We start from the raw sequence: 15,558 nt of genomic DNA on the forward strand, positions 1-15,558 counted from the left end.
TGGTTCGGCCTATGATCCTATGATATAGTAAGGCTATCTATCAAGTTGATGACTTACGAAGTAAGTTTTCTCCGAAAACTCAAAGCAACGCGTACGAAGCCAGTTTTGCTAAATCAAAACTCTAAGGAGGTTCCCCCCATGACATTTACCGGATTTACGCAAAATGATTTTGATGTATTCTCTATTCCTGGCCTTGAAGGTCGCATGGAAGGGATTCAATCCCGGATTCAACCTAAATTTAAAGCGCTTGGAGAACCTCTTCGTGATGAACTCTCCTTACTAACAGGAAATCCAATGTTTCTACATATAGCGAAGCATGCCCGTCGGAAGGTCAATGCCCCCGTTGATACGTGGATGGCAATCGGTCATGATAAACGCGGCTACAAGCAGCATCCGCATTTTCAGGTAGGATTGTTTGACGACCGCGTATTTATTTGGCTTGCACTGATTTACGAGCTTCCTAACAAAAAGGCGATTGCCGAAAGCTATCTGAGCCAAATTAAAAAAATCCGCCGCATCATCCCCAAGGATTACGTGCTGTCCGCTGATCACATGAAGAAAGACTGTGTTTCTTTTAAAAATCTCAACGAGCGGGAACTGCAAACCGCGCTTGAGAGGTTTCGCGATATTAAGAAGGAAGAGCTGTTAATTGGACATAACATCGCTTATAACAACCCTATCCTTGCCGACGGTCAAGCTTTTGCTGAATTCATCAAACAAACCTTCGAGACGTTAATGCCTTTGTATCAAATGGCACGTCATGCGTCGTCCTGAAATTCATCTTAAATTAAGGTTAGCTTAAAGTTAGCTTAAGACTGCTTGTGTAAGTTAGAGATAGATAAAACCCAAAGCACATATCGTTTTCCACTGGAAAGGTGGCTTCATACATGATGAACAGATTTCAACCCAAACAAGTCATTGTCACGAGCTTAACATTAGCTCTGCTGCTTAGTGGAACCGCTCTCTATACAACGAAACAACGAGCTTATGCCGAAACACCGGATCAAGCTGTTAAACCATACACTTCCTCTGAGCATACAAAAGTCAGTCAGGGCAAAGTTACTAAAGAACATACCACTGGCCGCGATTTTGCAAAAGGAAAAATGCCCATTCTTGAAGAGGCTTCTGCCGTATTGGGTATGAACAGCACATCGCTTAGCTCTTCACTGAAAAATAAAAATCTTGTAGAAATTGCAAATGAAAAAGGCATTTCTGAAACAGACTTAATCGTTAAGCTGTTGACAGAACGTGCCAAAAAGATCGATGAAGCCGTTCTAGCAGGCAAAATCAAAACGGAAAATGCGGACAAACTCAAATCAAATATGGCTGATCATTTGAAATTTATGGTCAATCATACTGGCGAAGTTATGAAGCACGGCGCTAACAAAGCTGACAAAAAACAGCATAACCGCATGCTCCCCGCTCCAGATAAATTAGCTGCAATTTTGGGTATAACCTCTGATGAGCTTAACGCAGAGATGAAAGCCGGTAAATCGTTAACCCAAATCGCTGAAGCCAAAGGAATAAGCAAAGAACAATTGATCAAGCATATTACTGAACAGATCACACCCTGGGTTGAGAAAACGGTAGACCACAAGTGGGGTCAAACTCCTGCGAAGCAGCAGCCAGCCAGCTAAATATGAGCCTTTTCAACAAACCTCGATTTCCACGTTAATATTGTGGAGGTTGAGGCTTTTTTGTGTTGGTTTCTTTCCTAATTAATTGATATTTTTCACACTTACGTCACATTATTCGTTTATAATGTACAATAAGGTCTGATTATGGAGGTGTCTTTTTTTGAAAATATTCAACCCCGCACGTTTTCGTTTTCCACTGCTTTTGCTCGGCACATCTCTCATTGCCGGTGTTCTATGGGTTCAGGATGAGCTCCGTTCAGACAGCACCCTGCAAGCTGCCTCATTACCTCCTGCAGCTAGTGTCCCTGCTAATAATGGTCTGCTAGTATATGAGCAGAATTGTATAGCTTGTCACGCGGTTGAAGGCAAAGGTCTTGACCACTACCCGCCGCTGGTCGGTGATCATGTGAAAAAGAAGTACGGCACTTACGAGCAGGCCTACGAATTCATTAGCCGCAGCATGCCGCAAAATTCGCCAGGATCACTTAGCGAGGAGGATTACAAGAATGTAACCCGATACATTCTCTCTCTCAATGGAGTCCCAACCGAATTCAATGATATTAGCCGCCACTGGGCAAGTAAAGAAATCAAAGAGCTGTTCGATAAGCAGTTGATCGATGGTTATGTGAATAAGCAAGACGGCACCATGTCTTTTAAACCAGAGCAAAATATTACCCGTGTTGAATTTGTCCGGTATTTGGTCAAGGCGAAGCAAATGTTTTTATCCAACAGTACCACGTCGGATTTTACCGACATCAACACCGACAAGGAAGATAGAACTTATATTATTACTGCAGTTGAATACGGATTGATTGACGGTTATGCAGACCATACATTTCGTCCCAACAACCAGATTTCACGCGCTGAAATCGCGGCTATCCTGGCACGAGGTGAAATGCTGAAGGCCGCACCTGGTAAGAGCTTTAGCGATGTAGCCGACAACTTTTGGGCCAAAGACAATATTCTTGCTGTTCAGCAGGCAAAACTGTTCGACGGTTATGAGGACGGCACTTTCCGCCCCCTAAAGGAAATGAAGCGCGGTGAGGCCGTTGCAGTCATCTATAGATTGCTCTACCCTTCCTGAATCTTAAACGCTATTTACGGAAAGAACCGTGGGGCTTATCGATAAGCCCCACGGTTCTTTTAAATTACAGCTACATGCAAATCACATTGTCTTTTATCAAGGCTGACGCAGGTTACCTGCTGCTTGGCTGCGATCGAGTACCATAAATCGATATAACAGATAAAGTGCCGCTAACGAAAGAACAGCACCGGTATAAAAAGGAAGCTGCTTGCTGAATTGGTAGACGCCTGCTCCGAGCAGCGGCCCTGTTATACGTCCAAGGCTGTCCATTGAGGAGCTCAGTCCCGAGGCTACACCTTGCCCAGCTTTGGTTTTTTGAGTGATCAAGGAAGTGACACAAGGGCGTATCAAGGCATTTCCTGCTGCAAAAACGGATAAGTAGATCGACGCTGTAAGCAAGCTAGAAGAAAATAAAATCAATACGAAGCCGATCGCTGATAGCACCAAACCAATGCCTATGACCCGTGCTTCATCCCCCCGCTTAATGAATCTGCGTACGACTCCTCCTTGGATCAAGGCGCCTACGATACCGCTCACAGCAAACATAATACCCAGCTGTAAGGAGGTCGCACCAATCTGATCCTTTTCAAACAGAAGCAGTGTTGCCTCCAAGCCTGCTAACGTAAACGATACAAAAAACGAAAGGACATACAAATATTTAACCGTGCCCATAAATGCTGTCCATCTGGAAACCTTGGCCCCCTGCGGCTTATGCCGCTTTTCTTTAGTTAACGATTCCGGAAGCATCACCAAAGCGAATAAGAACGTAACGAAAGCAAGACCAGAAGCTGTATAGAAAGGAACTTGATAGCCCCACTGGCTAAGAATGCCGCCAACAGCCGGGCCAAATATAAACCCGAGACCGATGGACATCCCAACAAGTCCCATTCCCTTCGTTCTGTTATCCTCTGTGGTAATATCCGCAACATAGGCCACGGCACAAGTCGTAGCTGCTCCAGAGAACAATCCCCCAAGTATCCTCGAAACATACATCAGTGCCAAATTATCGCCAGCGAAACCAAATATAAAAAAGCTGACGCTAAAACCAATCGTTCCAAGAATAATCAAAGGCCTTCGGCCTATCCTGTCAGACAAGCTTCCCCAAATTGGCGCCATCAAAAAAGAAGCCAATGAGTAGATGGACAACAGCATCCCCAAGTGAAAGCTGCTTGCTCCTGATCCCGCTATCGCATCCGGTAAAACAGGAATAATAATGCCGAAGCCGATAAATATCGTCATCAGCAGTACCATAATAATGGCAAGCTGTTTGTTCATAATTGTGTCTTATGCCTCCTACAAACTTCCGATAGAGAATGACTTCGAAAGCATTTGCTTATTATATTGTAGCCCTATCGTATCACAACTTATTTATACAGGGAAACCTTACCACTGAAGATTAACAAAATGGACAAAACCCATTAAAATAAATATGTATTTTTATTGCAAAAGTTAACAAACTATTAACACAAACCGCTTGCATCCTTGGCTGATTATAGTTTAGTATCTAAAAGAGTTTGTATTATGCTAATACCGTGAAAGGTAGGGATGACTGTGGACCACAAGCGTACCCCTCTATTCTCTGCGTTGAAAGAACACGCAGAACGAAATCCAATTCAATTTCATATTCCAGGCCATAAAAAAGGAGTTGGAATGGATCCGGAATACCGTGCATTTATCGGTGATAACGCCCTTTCTATCGACCTTATAAATATAGCTCCTCTGGATGACCTGCACCAACCGACGGGTGTGATTGAAGAAGCGCAGCATTTAGCTGCAGATGCTTTCGGAGCGGATCATACGTTCTTCTCTGTTCAAGGAACCAGCGGCGCAATCATGACCATGATTTTGACGGTTTGCTCGCAGGGCGATAAGATTATCGTTCCACGAAATGTGCATAAGTCCGTCATGTCCGCTATTATTTTTGCTGGAGCTAAGCCTGTTTTTGTCTCACCTGTTCGCGATAAGAATCTCGGGATTGACCATGGCATTACGACTCGCTCGGTCAAACGTGCCTTGGAAAGGCATCCAGATGCGAAAGCCGTACTGGTTATTAACCCAACCTATTATGGTGTTTGCGCCGATCTTAAGGAAATTGTTGACCTTGTGCATAGTTATGATATCCCTGTACTTGTTGATGAAGCGCATGGTGTGTTGATTCATTTTAGCAGCAAGCTGCCGATATCCGCTATGGAAGCCGGCGCTGATATGGCGGCAACAAGTGTTCATAAGCTTGGCGGCTCGATGACACAAAGCTCAGTATTAAATATTAAGGAAGGGCGCATTAATCCGAGCCGGGTCAAAACGATCCTTAGTATGCTGACCACAACGTCCACTTCCTACATTCTGCTTGCCTCCCTGGATACCGCACGCCGCCATTTGGCATTAAACGGAGCAGAATTGGCTGACAAAGCGATAGAGCTCGCACAATTTGCACGTCACGGCATCAATGAAATTCCCGGCCTGACCTGCTTTGGTGAAGATATTCTGGGAACCGAAGCTACCTTTAACTATGATCCTACCAAGGTTAATATTCATGTACGCCACTTGGGCATCACCGGATACGATGCAGAAAATTGGCTGCGTGATCACTATAATATTGAGGTTGAGCTTAGCGACATGTACAACATCCTGTGCTTGATTACTCCCGGGGACACTCATGAGAACATCGATACTCTATTGAACGCTCTTCGTGAGTTATCCAGCCAAAATTACAATATCCGTCCAGCTACGGATTTGATTATTAAGGTTCCGAGTATTCCACAGCTGACGCTGACACCTCGCGATGCTTTTTACGGTGATACTGAGATTATTCCCTTCAAGGAATCGGCAGACCGGATCATTGCCGAATTTATATATGTGTATCCTCCAGGGATTCCGATTCTACTGCCCGGCGAGGTCATTTCACAAGATTTGATCAATTATATTGTCGAGCATGTAGAAGTTGGTCTACCAGTCAAAGGACCAGAGGATCGCAGTATTCAAAATGTAAAAGTTATCGTAGAAACTAACGCTATCTTTTAATTCTTTTCGAACTAAAAGTCCGGTGAATAAAGCTCGCTGCGCATCCAAATATTATTCCGCAAGAACAAGTCGAAGTCGACTTGTTCTTTTTGCTTTGTTCATTCATCTGTTTCGGTTATTTGCTTATTTGCTAACAACTTCCCGATCCAGCCAGGCAATCACATCTGCAACTGCATTCTCTTCATGATGACAGCAGGAGCGATTAGAGGCACTCAGCAGCGTTTCATGGGCATTGGCCACAGCAATCCCAACACCAGCTCTGCGGATCATTTCTAGGTCATTCAGATGGTCCCCCATCGCGATACATTTGGCCATGTCAATGCCCATTATTTCTACCAAGTGCTCCAAAGCATGTCCTTTCGTTGCGCCAGACGGCAGCATTTCGAAATATTTATCATCAGATCGTACCCAAGTAACGTCCTCATCTTCTGTTTCTGCTATATAGCGTTCAATTTCGTCCAACCGTTCGGGTTCCCAAGCCAAAAGAACCTTAAACCACGGATCCTTTAAGGAATCGAATCCCTCGATCACAGGTCTGTTAAAGTTCTCCATACGACGATGATGGTCTGTTGTCTGATTTTCACGAATGAAATAAGGCTCGCTGCCGCAGTATATTTCTACACCAACTCCAGGAAACTTGTCCATAACTCGACTCAGAATCGGTCCAGCCGAAGGCCCCAGCGTCCGCTGCCATACATCGATGCCTTTATCAAAATCATGGATGATAGCACCGTTATACACAATCGCAGGCGCATTAAGCGGCAGTTGATCCGCAAACCGCTGTACAGAGGAGGTTATACGTCCAGTTGCCAGTGTGAACAAACCACCATTCTCCACAAACATTTCAATCGCTTGTTTATTTTCTGGACTGATTTTTTTACCACTGTTTAATAATGTACCATCCATATCTGTTACCAATAAATATCCTTCAAAACGCTGCTTACTCATTATAATCTCTCCTCTTTCTATCCATATTGTCAAAACGGTTTCTAAAATGCTATGATGTTCATGGTATCCGATCAGATGTAACCCTTTTCAGTCCAATTACAGGCAGGTGTATCGATCATGGCTCAAAGCGCGTATATTAAATTCGTAGAAGGCTCTACCATTCCTTCCCTTTCCTTAGAACAATTAAAAGAACAATTGATGCATTACAAGGAACAGCTCAACCTGACAGGCCAGCAATTAGGCTGGGAATATGGCGATGCCGGTTTCCCTTACACCGTAGAAACAAAGCCCGAAGCGGCGGATCAGTGGTTTTACCTGAAAGGCAAGGATCCTTTATATCATTACATTGTTATGGGGACAGGCTCCACACAGGATGGTGACACTAGCAGGCATTTTGTACAAATTGTATTACCTGATGGTTCGACCCACGGCGACAAAGCTAAAGGCAACGAATTTTGCAAGTACTTGGCCAGACTATGGAAAGCCGAGCTGCACTTGTTCAACGGGCGTATTATGTACTTCAATCCACGTAAATAACAACGATCGAGCAGACCTTTCCCTCTTGAAGCGGAACGGTCTATTTGTTATTTGCAGCCCAAAACCAATAAGTCTTTGATCACACGAAAAACCCCTCTTGTCATCACAAGAAGGGTCCTCCGTCACTAATTATTCAGCTGCCTGTTCCTCTATGATCTGGTTATAGATCTTGACAACGCGTTCCCATTCTTCTTCATCTTCAATGCTTTCCAGATAAGCATCTTCTTCTTCTTCTTCAATTCTGAAAATGACGCCATCCGCTTCTGGATCATTCCGATCCAATAAAACAGCGTAAGGCTGATTGTCTGCCTCGAATGTGTATACCATAACCATTTCGTGCTCGACACCATCTTTATCCGTGACTACAAAAATATCCTCTTCGTCATGATCGTGGTCGCAGGACTCATCATGTATATGTTCGCTCATGGGTAAACCTCATTTCATTAAAAATTTAGTTATCCCACGTATAGTAACATGTTCATGCATACAGGTCAATTGTCAACACGCATCCTCTGCAATCATTTATTCAGATACAATGACTTTCTGGGAAATCACGGTATAATCGCTACTTTCGTCCAGCTTGATGGAGAATTTAATTACATATTCACCTGCTTCGTTAAAAGGAACACTAAATGACCATGGATACCAAAAGTTTTCCTTCGCTCCGTTAACGATCTTTTCATGAGCCGGTGCGGCTTGATCCCCGCTCGGAGAATCTATCGATATTTTGAAGGAATAAAAAGGTGTTTTCAAGCTGTCAACCTGTGCAAATACTGCAAAATCAATTTTTTTGCCTTTGGGCACTTTACCAAAGGGGGATTTGATCGAATAATCTTCATTTACCTTCTCAGCAACAAACATATGAACATTCGGCTTGTAGATCGATACGGTATTCTTGGCATTATCCCACCGTACGAGCGACTGAAGAGAATCCGAAAGCTCACGCACCGGAAACACCGCGTTACCTTTAATCAAAAAGGCAGGCGCCTCACCGTCTTTAAATTGTTGTTCCACATTATTAACGACCATTTTCACTTTACTAAATCCCTCGTAATCGCCCCAGATCGAATTTGCAAAAACGCCTGCATTTCCTAACAAGGAGAGCGATAGCACCAGCGTTAGCATTCGTGGTACTTTCATTGTGTAACCTCCATCGTGACTTGTACTTGTTTTATACAATGTTATACTCGGATTGCCCTCAAGAGTTGCGCTGTTTTCTTAAAAAACAAAAAAAGATTTTGGACTGCAATCTATATATGGTGCAAAACTCGACACAAGAAGCAAATTAAATACAAAATATGCCACGAATTTGGAAACTTATCTCAGGGTTCAAATATGTTATCAGCTTATCCACACTTTGAAAGCATAATACAAATTCAAATCATTTCCATTCTTTAATATAAAAAACAAACAAGAAAAGGATAAAATATTGTTAAAGTGTGTCAAAATTCTCTTGAATTCTAACTCCAAACCATGATAGATTAAGAAAGATATGTAAGCGTTATGCAACCATGAGTGGAGGATCGTTCGTGAGCCTGCAAATCCAGATGATAGGCACGGGTAGTGCTTTTTCCAAAAAGTTTTATAACAATAATGCGTTAGTAACGTGCAACGGCTTCACCTTGCTAGTGGATTGCGGTTATACAGCACCAAGAGCCTTACACGAGCTTGATGTCGAGATTAATCAAATTAATGGTTTACTTATCACCCATATCCATGCTGACCATGTAGGTGGTATGGAAGAATTCGCTTTTCGTTTAAAGTATACATACAAGTACAGAATGAAGTTATTCGTTCCAGCCTTGCTTGTCGATTCTTTGTGGAGTCAGTCCTTGCGTGGCGGTTTGGAGAACAAGCATGAGGGTTTTTTCGGACTCGAGGATTATTTTGAGCTTATCGTAATGGAAGAAGCTGTCTCTACAGTTATTCACCCAGGCCTTACCCTGGAGCTGATACGATCCGAACATATTCACGACAAGCCGAGCTACTCTCTATTGATTAATGAAAAGGTCTTTTACAGCTCCGATACCAAATTCAATTATCCGCTTTTGGTTGGGCTCCGAGGGGAGCAGCGCTGTCAGTACATTTTGCATGATTGTCAGTTGTCCAGTCCAGGTATTGTTCATGCCAGCCTTGATGAGCTGCTGACTTTACCGGAATCCATTCAAGGCTCAGTTATGCTTATGCATTATGACGATTATATTGATGAATTTATAGGGAAAACAGGAAAAATGACAATTATGAAGCAGCATTCAACCTACACTTTCCCCTAAAAACCTGGCCCCTGAGGTCAGGTTTTTCCCTTAAAATATGGTAATAGCTTACAACGTTTGAGAGGTTACACTTCTTCATTTATGTTGGATCTTAGTTATGAAAACGTTTGTATTCAGAATCTTATCTGTATTCATGGCTTGTTGGTTCCTATCCGTTCATTCATATGCACTTAAGAAGGAGTAAAAAGGCATGGGCTATAATTGGATACTATTCGGCTATACCATCGTGATCTGCATTTCTTCGATTTTTTTCGAGAAAACATTAGATCCGGCTTTACTTCTCCTCATAGCGATTTTATATATCATCGCTCATTTCACTGAGAAACGACTCTTGATATCCATCTTTATTCAAATCGTGCTGCTGATTGCCTTTCATTCCGTCAGTCAAATGGCTTGGTGCTTACCTCTCTACTTTGCGCAAATCGGCAAACATTTCCATATTATTCGAACGCCAAAAGCCGCAGCTCTTATTAGCCTCTTGTATACCTTGACGTTCGCTCTGGTATCTTACTCTTACATGAAACTTACCCTTTATAATGTATCTACTTTTTTATTCAGTTCGATTAGCTGCCTTACCTTCGCCTTTCTTTTTTATCAATACATACTTGTTCTACGAAATCAGACCAAGCAATTGGATAATGAAAAAAAACATCTGACTACCCATGATGCTCTCACTGGCCTTTATAACTATGAAGAGTGTCACCGTCAGTTAGACAAGCTGGTTCAGCAAGGTGAACCTATCGCGGTTGTGCTGATTGATTGCAAGGATTTGAAATCACTCAATACCGCCAATGGATTTCATGGTGTAAACCGAATTTTGAAACAGGCCGCTCAACTACTGCGTATCATGTTCCCGGAAGCTCTGCTTATCTCCCGCTACGGAGGGGACGAGTTTGCTATCGTGTTGGAATCGACTCATATCGGGCAGCTGACGCATCATATTGAACAGCAGCTTACCATTGATTTCCCTAAGCTAACCGGCATCGAAATGAACTTTGGAATGGCATTCTATCCTAACGACGGAATGTTCAAGGACGATTTGATCTTTATAGCGGAACGCAATCTGTATATGATGAAGAGGGAGTCCTGGCTTAAACGCGAAGAACATATGCTTCGTTCAGAGAAGCTCAGAGTCGTTGGGGAATTGGCGTCCGGTATGGCTCATGAAATTCGTAATCCATTAACAACTATCAAAGGCTTTCTTCAGCTTTCTAGAGCGGACAATTTCAATGTTGGGCCTTGGTACGATCTGATTATGGACGAAATTACACGCATGAGTATGCTGACTGCGGAATTCCTCCAGTTCTCCAAACCGCATGCGACGCAATTTAAAATATATGCGATTGATGAATGCATACAGAGAGTCATCTCGCTGCTCGATTCGGAAGCCTCACGACTTGGGCATGACATTCAGTTCAAGCATGCTGAACAACCGTTGTACCTATTGATGGATCAGGACAAGATGCTGCAGCTGCTGTTGAATTTGATCAAAAATGCGTTTGAGGCGATGGAGGAGCAGGGTCTAGTACGTATTGATCTTTCCAGCTATAATCAGTCAGCAGTCATTGAAATATCAGATTCAGGTAGTGGGATCCCACAATCCGAACTAGAAAAAATTTTCCTTCCTTTCTATACAACCAAAGACACGGGTACAGGGTTAGGTTTATCCATCTGTCATAAAATTGTACAAGATCATGAGGGTACGATGGAAGTTGAAAGTGAAAGCGGAAAAGGCACCAAGCTGACCATTACCATCCCACTTGCTTCTCCTGATGCTTACCGTGCAGAAACTTCTCTACCTCATTAAAAAAGATCCTATAAGGCCAAGTTGGCCCTCTAAGATCTTTTTTTATGTGCTGATTTCTCCAAATTTAGGTTCCCCGTAGATCAAATCGATTCCATAAGCAGACTGCTACCCGATTCATCCCAACGTGCGGTTACATTGAATAATGTTTTTAGATCATCGGTACCAACCACAAATTCGGAGCCCATACGCCTGACTCTCTGGCTAAGCTTGAACGTGACTCCATTGACAATCGCTTGCTGTTCATCCAGCCTCAATTGAATATCCCTCTGTTTGTATTTCACTTTAATTCGTCTACCGCCATCGCTATCAACCGTTCGCTGCTCTTTTAATCCTTGAACGGTTTCTTCATTAAATAAGCGCAGAGGTACATATACATTGCCTTCCTTATCTTCATAACGCTTTATAGGCGTTAAAGGCATCCCGTTCATAATCAAATGCGTAAGGGGCCATTTGTCCAGTCCATCCCGTTTCAATATAGCTGTCAGTCCTCTGCCGGAAAAAGAGGGTGGTATTGCCTGTAAGGTTCTTGAACTTGGCTCGAATGTAAACCAATTCATATAAAAAGGCGTGTAGACGAGCTGATTGCTTTGTGGGTCTAGCGCCCAAATTTGAATAATACCATTAAAGGCTTCCATCGAATCTTTGTCTCTCAAAGCATTCATATCCAGCTTAACCTCTACAGGCTCTTTACCCATCGTATTGATAGCCGTTGTCCAGTTGATCAGTTGTCCTTCTCTAAAGCTGGTAACATGAATACCGTATTGAATGAGCTGGTAGTTTTGAGTGGCGGCAGAGGTAAACACCAATCGATTCGTGCCCTCCTCAATATCCTCCAAGGCTTGCCATTGCTTAATCTCCGGAAGTCGGATAGGCTCCTTCGTCGACAAACCTGCCAACTGCTCCCAGTACTGTCTAAGTGCAGGTTGCGACTGCGCAGAAGGAATATACTCATTTTCGTGACGAAGCATATTCACAACACTCGCCGACTTCGGATTCAAAGGACTCCCTCCCACGCCGAAAAGCATGACATAATCTTCAGCCATAATTTCGCCGGGATCCCATTTATGTAAATAAGGGAGCGTACTGCCAGACCATCGGATAGGATAGTCATTAAGCTGGCGAACCTTTGACCAGGTTGAGGACTCCGTGAGCTGTCTTGGAGATGTACCCTCCTTTTTTCTCAGCCAATAATAAGTAAAATGATGTCCATATTCATGGATGAGAGTGCGTATAACCGGTGTAGACTCGACTTCAAACAGCCTAATCACTTGAGTATCTGCATTGTAGTTGCCGACTCTTGAGCCGCTCTTTCCCTCGCTAGGCGCTGGGTCCAGAATAACTTGCTTTAGTGCAGATAATTCTTCACCATGGTCGCATTTGAGCAAGCTGTCATAAAGCTCTTTTAATTTCTGCTCATTCCATAAGCTGCTATAGCTTACAAAACGAATTCCCTCAGCACTCGTATAAGCTGCAGCTTCCTGCTTTTGTGCAAAAGCCTCTTCCGAAAAGATGACAAAGATCGCAAGTAAAATACTACAAACGGTTAGGCTTAGTCTCATCAGTTGTCCCCACCTCATGATTGATAGCGCTTTCATCTGTTACAAGTTTATCATAACTTGTTCGTTTGTTCAATTAACCAGGCCATCTGAAATAGCGTTACTTTCCACTTTCTTTCACAGCGAGCTTCCAAGCTTCTTCACCTAATCTTTTTAGTACACGCGCCTGCTCCCATCGATCAGAGATCTCTGAACGTCCGCTAAATAAGTAGGATTGATTCGTGATGGCATAATCCGGAGGACCCAGCTCCGTGACGAATGGCAGTACATCACCAGGCTGCGCATCCTTCAGCCAGTATCCCATCCCTCGCTGCCACCAGCCCATAAAATGAGGCACCATCGGATGCTCTCCACCAGATCCTATATCGACCTGTACCTGCTCTCCATTGGACACACGCGCGTGAATACTTGAGGTACGCTCCAGTAGGCTATCAAACAGCTCTGACACCTTATTTAAGACGCTTTCGTCACTGCCTGTAACCTCGCCTGCAACGATGTAATGTGACAAATCAATAGTCAAGCGTAGGTCAGAAACCGCCCTTACATACTCCACTGTACGATGTAAATCCTGTGTCACTCGGCCACGATGCGTTTCAACAAAATAGGGCATTTGCGCTGAACGTCCTGCTTGCACCAACCCGTCCAGTAAATCGATAGCAGGCTGACCGATTAGGAAGGAACTCATTACCTGGGAGTTCACATACTGTACACCGAATTGCTTGGCGTCTTTCAATAATTCCGTGATATCCTCGGGTCTGCCAGGAAATGAATGAATACCGAAGCTAAAACCATAATCATCGAGTAGTCGGCGCCATACATCCGCATCCCGACCTTCAGGCAAACGACCCATAATACCTGTAAATCCAGCTTCTGCAATTTTCTCGAATTTTTCTTCCATTGTCCATTCCCGTTCACCGTTGCCTAATCCAATCATGGCCCACCAAGATTGCTGAATATCTAATCGTGGAGGATTTATACTTTGATCATTAACGAATTGTGTATCCCTACTCACACTTACACCTCTTTCAGGTTGTTAATCGTGAACATGCACATTTTCTACAAGTTTTAACATCGAAATGTGAAAGCTTGCCTCCTCTTTACTGCCCAGCAGCACACCCCAACCCATAATCCCATTTACATACTGCAGCAAGAATCTGTCAGACGCTTCTCCTTCAACCTCATATAACCCAGGAGGGTAATCAGCTGGCTCCAGAGTATAGGCTTTGGCTGTGTAATATTTACGTTCTAATAGTTCCTTCTGGCTGGGAAACTCAGCATGAGACATAGCATCCAAAATTTCCTGGAGCTCTTCTGCAAGTTCCGATGCATTCATTTGACTATATAGTTTCTTCATTCGCTAACCCTCCATTCCAATAATAGCTGCAGCGTTCCTTAAGGTGATGCTCATGTAACCCAAGCCAATTCTGAACCTCGGCAAAACCGATCAAGTAGGACTGCAGCTCATCGCGGAGATCAATTCCTGCCCAATGCCTACCCAGGAAATGGATGCACAGGACAACGCTTCTGAGCAAAATAAGCTGTGGCAATGCAGCGATTTCATCTGTATTCAAGCTGCCCGATTGTCCGTATCCTTGAATAAATGCTTCAATCAGCTCCCAGCGGTCTCCATGATATCGAATGATTTCATTGAGAAAGACGGCTGCATCCATGACCCGTAAGTCCATCGTCACAAACTCAAAATCCAATATCCCCGTTACCCCATGATCATCGGCAAGCACATTTCCAGCAACAAGATCCGAGTGCACCAATTGAACAGGAAGTCGGCTCCACACAGGAATCGCCTGTTCGACTCGCTGAATTTCTTTCCTCAACCGCTTGGCTTCCACCGAAGCCTTACCGGATTCCATGTCACTCAACCAAGTCTTCAATCTATCTTCATTGACCAATGGATGGATCTCATACAGCTCATAGTACCGTTCATATGCGGCTTCAAGAGACACAGCCAACTGCGCCATTTCATCAATCAGCTCACCCATTGCGCGGCCAATCGATCGAACATGCATCACATCGGATAAATCAGCCCTACTGCCTTCAATATACTCGAAAAGCACCGCAAGCTGGGAGGACTGTGTTTGCACATAGGTTTCACCGGATAAAGCCTGGACAGGCGAGGGTATGCGAAAAGAAAGCTTCTTCTGTTGGAGCGCCTTCAGTACAGCGTGCTCATAACGAACCTTGTTCAGATCCGCGTGGTTTTCATAAATGCGCAGCACATATTTTTGATTACCATAATGGACAAAGCGGGTGGTATTGTTGACTCCGCTCTCCCCCGTTTCGACCGTCCAAACACCTTGGCTAAAATATTGCTGTACAATCGCATCCATGTTGCTAACTTGTGAATTTATCATAAAAACTCCTAATATTGTCCAAAAATTTAAGATTATTCAGCCTATTTTCACAAAAATGAGGTATAATTAGGACAGATTGTAAAGGAAGGGAGAACCGTTTATGAAAACTGAAATTTTGTTTCATGATCAAAAGATTCCCGTTCGTTTCATCTCCAGTGACCAGAAGGCGATACCCGCATTAATTCAAGCACTTGAACATCGCTGCACACAACCAGAAGAACCACTAGCATTGTTAAATCGTATTGATATGATTGAAGTCGTAGGAAACAATGCCATTGTATATACCTCTCTAGAAGAGGAAAGCATTCTATTGCCGCTCAGCTAAT

Annotated in this window: 16 protein-coding genes; 8 read left to right on the forward strand and 8 right to left on the reverse strand. The window is 43.6% G+C overall.

What is annotated here, in order from left to right; translation table 11 throughout:
- Window positions 1-138: 138 nt before the first annotated feature.
- The 3 genes from BM210_RS16225 (at window position 139) to BM210_RS16235 (ending at window position 2,721) form a co-directional block, all read left to right on the forward strand.
- Window positions 139-774, forward strand: coding sequence for a DUF1054 domain-containing protein (locus BM210_RS16225; protein WP_091170114.1), 636 nt, complete (start codon window positions 139-141; stop codon window positions 772-774).
- 113 nt (window positions 775-887) lie between these two features.
- Window positions 888-1,637 carry a hypothetical protein gene (locus tag BM210_RS16230; protein ID WP_256223663.1) on the forward strand — a complete coding sequence of 250 codons (750 nt, stop codon included), beginning with the start codon at window positions 888-890 and terminating at the stop codon, window positions 1,635-1,637.
- 160 nt (window positions 1,638-1,797) lie between these two features.
- Window positions 1,798-2,721, forward strand: a complete 924-nt coding sequence (locus tag BM210_RS16235; protein ID WP_091170117.1) for an S-layer homology domain-containing protein — start codon at window positions 1,798-1,800, stop codon at window positions 2,719-2,721.
- A gap of 96 nt (window positions 2,722-2,817) precedes the next feature.
- Here the strand turns inward: BM210_RS16235 and BM210_RS16240 are convergent, their stop codons facing one another.
- Window positions 2,818-3,996 (reverse strand): MFS transporter, encoded by a 1,179-nt coding sequence (locus tag BM210_RS16240; RefSeq protein ID WP_091170119.1) that lies wholly within the window; start codon window positions 3,994-3,996, stop codon window positions 2,818-2,820.
- Window positions 3,997-4,266: 270 nt separating this feature from the next.
- Here BM210_RS16240 and BM210_RS16245 point away from each other — a divergent pair, with 270 nt between their 5' ends.
- Entirely contained in the window at window positions 4,267-5,742 is a 1,476-nt protein-coding gene (locus BM210_RS16245; protein ID WP_091170122.1) for an aminotransferase class I/II-fold pyridoxal phosphate-dependent enzyme, read from the forward strand.
- A gap of 123 nt (window positions 5,743-5,865) precedes the next feature.
- Here BM210_RS16245 and BM210_RS16250 read toward each other — a convergent pair whose 3' ends face one another.
- On the reverse strand, window positions 5,866-6,690 hold the full coding sequence (locus tag BM210_RS16250; RefSeq protein WP_091170125.1) for a Cof-type HAD-IIB family hydrolase: 825 nt from the start codon (window positions 6,688-6,690) through the stop codon (window positions 5,866-5,868).
- Window positions 6,691-6,807: 117 nt separating this feature from the next.
- Between BM210_RS16250 and BM210_RS16255 the strand changes: the two genes are divergently transcribed.
- The gene (locus tag BM210_RS16255; RefSeq protein ID WP_091170127.1) at window positions 6,808-7,227 is read left to right on the forward strand and encodes a DUF1885 family protein; all 420 of its coding nucleotides are present in this window, start codon (window positions 6,808-6,810) and stop codon (window positions 7,225-7,227) included.
- 129 nt (window positions 7,228-7,356) lie between these two features.
- Here BM210_RS16255 and BM210_RS16260 read toward each other — a convergent pair whose 3' ends face one another.
- Window positions 7,357-7,653 (reverse strand): DUF1292 domain-containing protein, encoded by a 297-nt coding sequence (locus BM210_RS16260; RefSeq protein ID WP_091170130.1) that lies wholly within the window; start codon window positions 7,651-7,653, stop codon window positions 7,357-7,359.
- Between the two features lie 96 nt (window positions 7,654-7,749).
- Window positions 7,750-8,367 carry a hypothetical protein gene (locus BM210_RS16265; protein ID WP_091170131.1) on the reverse strand — a complete coding sequence of 206 codons (618 nt, stop codon included), beginning with the start codon at window positions 8,365-8,367 and terminating at the stop codon, window positions 7,750-7,752.
- Window positions 8,368-8,756: 389 nt separating this feature from the next.
- On the opposite strand from BM210_RS16265, the gene BM210_RS16270 reads away from it, so the two are divergent.
- Together BM210_RS16270 and BM210_RS16275 are read left to right on the forward strand one after the other, a co-directional pair.
- On the forward strand, window positions 8,757-9,500 hold the full coding sequence (locus tag BM210_RS16270; RefSeq protein ID WP_091170134.1) for an MBL fold metallo-hydrolase: 744 nt from the start codon (window positions 8,757-8,759) through the stop codon (window positions 9,498-9,500).
- 190 nt (window positions 9,501-9,690) lie between these two features.
- The gene (locus tag BM210_RS16275; protein WP_091170135.1) at window positions 9,691-11,307 is read left to right on the forward strand and encodes a sensor histidine kinase; all 1,617 of its coding nucleotides are present in this window, start codon (window positions 9,691-9,693) and stop codon (window positions 11,305-11,307) included.
- Between the two features lie 80 nt (window positions 11,308-11,387).
- On the opposite strand, the gene BM210_RS16280 is transcribed toward BM210_RS16275, so the two are convergent.
- From BM210_RS16280 to BM210_RS16295, 4 genes are all read right to left on the reverse strand, one after another.
- Window positions 11,388-12,866 (reverse strand): stalk domain-containing protein, encoded by a 1,479-nt coding sequence (locus tag BM210_RS16280; RefSeq protein WP_177237837.1) that lies wholly within the window; start codon window positions 12,864-12,866, stop codon window positions 11,388-11,390.
- Between the two features lie 97 nt (window positions 12,867-12,963).
- Complete coding sequence (locus tag BM210_RS16285) at window positions 12,964-13,875, reverse strand: sugar phosphate isomerase/epimerase family protein (protein WP_091170139.1); 912 nt, start codon at window positions 13,873-13,875, stop codon at window positions 12,964-12,966.
- A 21-nt stretch (window positions 13,876-13,896) separates the two neighbouring features.
- On the reverse strand, window positions 13,897-14,217 hold the full coding sequence (locus BM210_RS16290; protein ID WP_091170142.1) for a DUF1811 family protein: 321 nt from the start codon (window positions 14,215-14,217) through the stop codon (window positions 13,897-13,899).
- On the reverse strand, window positions 14,201-15,232 hold the full coding sequence (locus tag BM210_RS16295) for a phosphotransferase (RefSeq protein ID WP_091170143.1): 1,032 nt from the start codon (window positions 15,230-15,232) through the stop codon (window positions 14,201-14,203). The genes BM210_RS16290 and BM210_RS16295 overlap by 17 nt, the downstream gene beginning before the upstream one ends.
- A 100-nt stretch (window positions 15,233-15,332) precedes the next feature.
- Between BM210_RS16295 and BM210_RS16300 the strand changes: the two genes are divergently transcribed.
- Window positions 15,333-15,557, forward strand: coding sequence for a hypothetical protein (locus BM210_RS16300; RefSeq protein WP_091170145.1), 225 nt, complete (start codon window positions 15,333-15,335; stop codon window positions 15,555-15,557).
- The last annotated feature ends 1 nt before the right edge of the window (window position 15,558 follow it).

The organism is Paenibacillus sp. 1_12 (assembly GCF_900114475.1).
GTDB lineage: Bacteria > Bacillota > Bacilli > Paenibacillales > NBRC-103111 > Paenibacillus_S.

Coding starts and splice junctions, on each gene's coding strand:
- BM210_RS16230 (WP_256223663.1), top strand. CDS start 888: ATGATGAACAGATTTCAACCCAAACAAGTCATTGTCACGAGCTTAACA.
- BM210_RS16245 (WP_091170122.1), top strand. CDS start 4,267: ATGACTGTGGACCACAAGCGTACCCCTCTATTCTCTGCGTTGAAAGAA.
- BM210_RS16225 (WP_091170114.1), top strand. CDS start 139: ATGACATTTACCGGATTTACGCAAAATGATTTTGATGTATTCTCTATT.
- BM210_RS16255 (WP_091170127.1), top strand. CDS start 6,808: ATGGCTCAAAGCGCGTATATTAAATTCGTAGAAGGCTCTACCATTCCT.
- BM210_RS16295 (WP_091170143.1), bottom strand. CDS start 15,232: ATGATAAATTCACAAGTTAGCAACATGGATGCGATTGTACAGCAATAT.
- BM210_RS16250 (WP_091170125.1), bottom strand. CDS start 6,690: ATGAGTAAGCAGCGTTTTGAAGGATATTTATTGGTAACAGATATGGAT.
- BM210_RS16260 (WP_091170130.1), bottom strand. CDS start 7,653: ATGAGCGAACATATACATGATGAGTCCTGCGACCACGATCATGACGAA.
- BM210_RS16280 (WP_177237837.1), bottom strand. CDS start 12,866: ATGAGACTAAGCCTAACCGTTTGTAGTATTTTACTTGCGATCTTTGTC.
- BM210_RS16300 (WP_091170145.1), top strand. CDS start 15,333: ATGAAAACTGAAATTTTGTTTCATGATCAAAAGATTCCCGTTCGTTTC.
- BM210_RS16240 (WP_091170119.1), bottom strand. CDS start 3,996: ATGAACAAACAGCTTGCCATTATTATGGTACTGCTGATGACGATATTT.
- BM210_RS16275 (WP_091170135.1), top strand. CDS start 9,691: ATGGGCTATAATTGGATACTATTCGGCTATACCATCGTGATCTGCATT.
- BM210_RS16265 (WP_091170131.1), bottom strand. CDS start 8,367: ATGAAAGTACCACGAATGCTAACGCTGGTGCTATCGCTCTCCTTGTTA.
- BM210_RS16290 (WP_091170142.1), bottom strand. CDS start 14,217: ATGAAGAAACTATATAGTCAAATGAATGCATCGGAACTTGCAGAAGAG.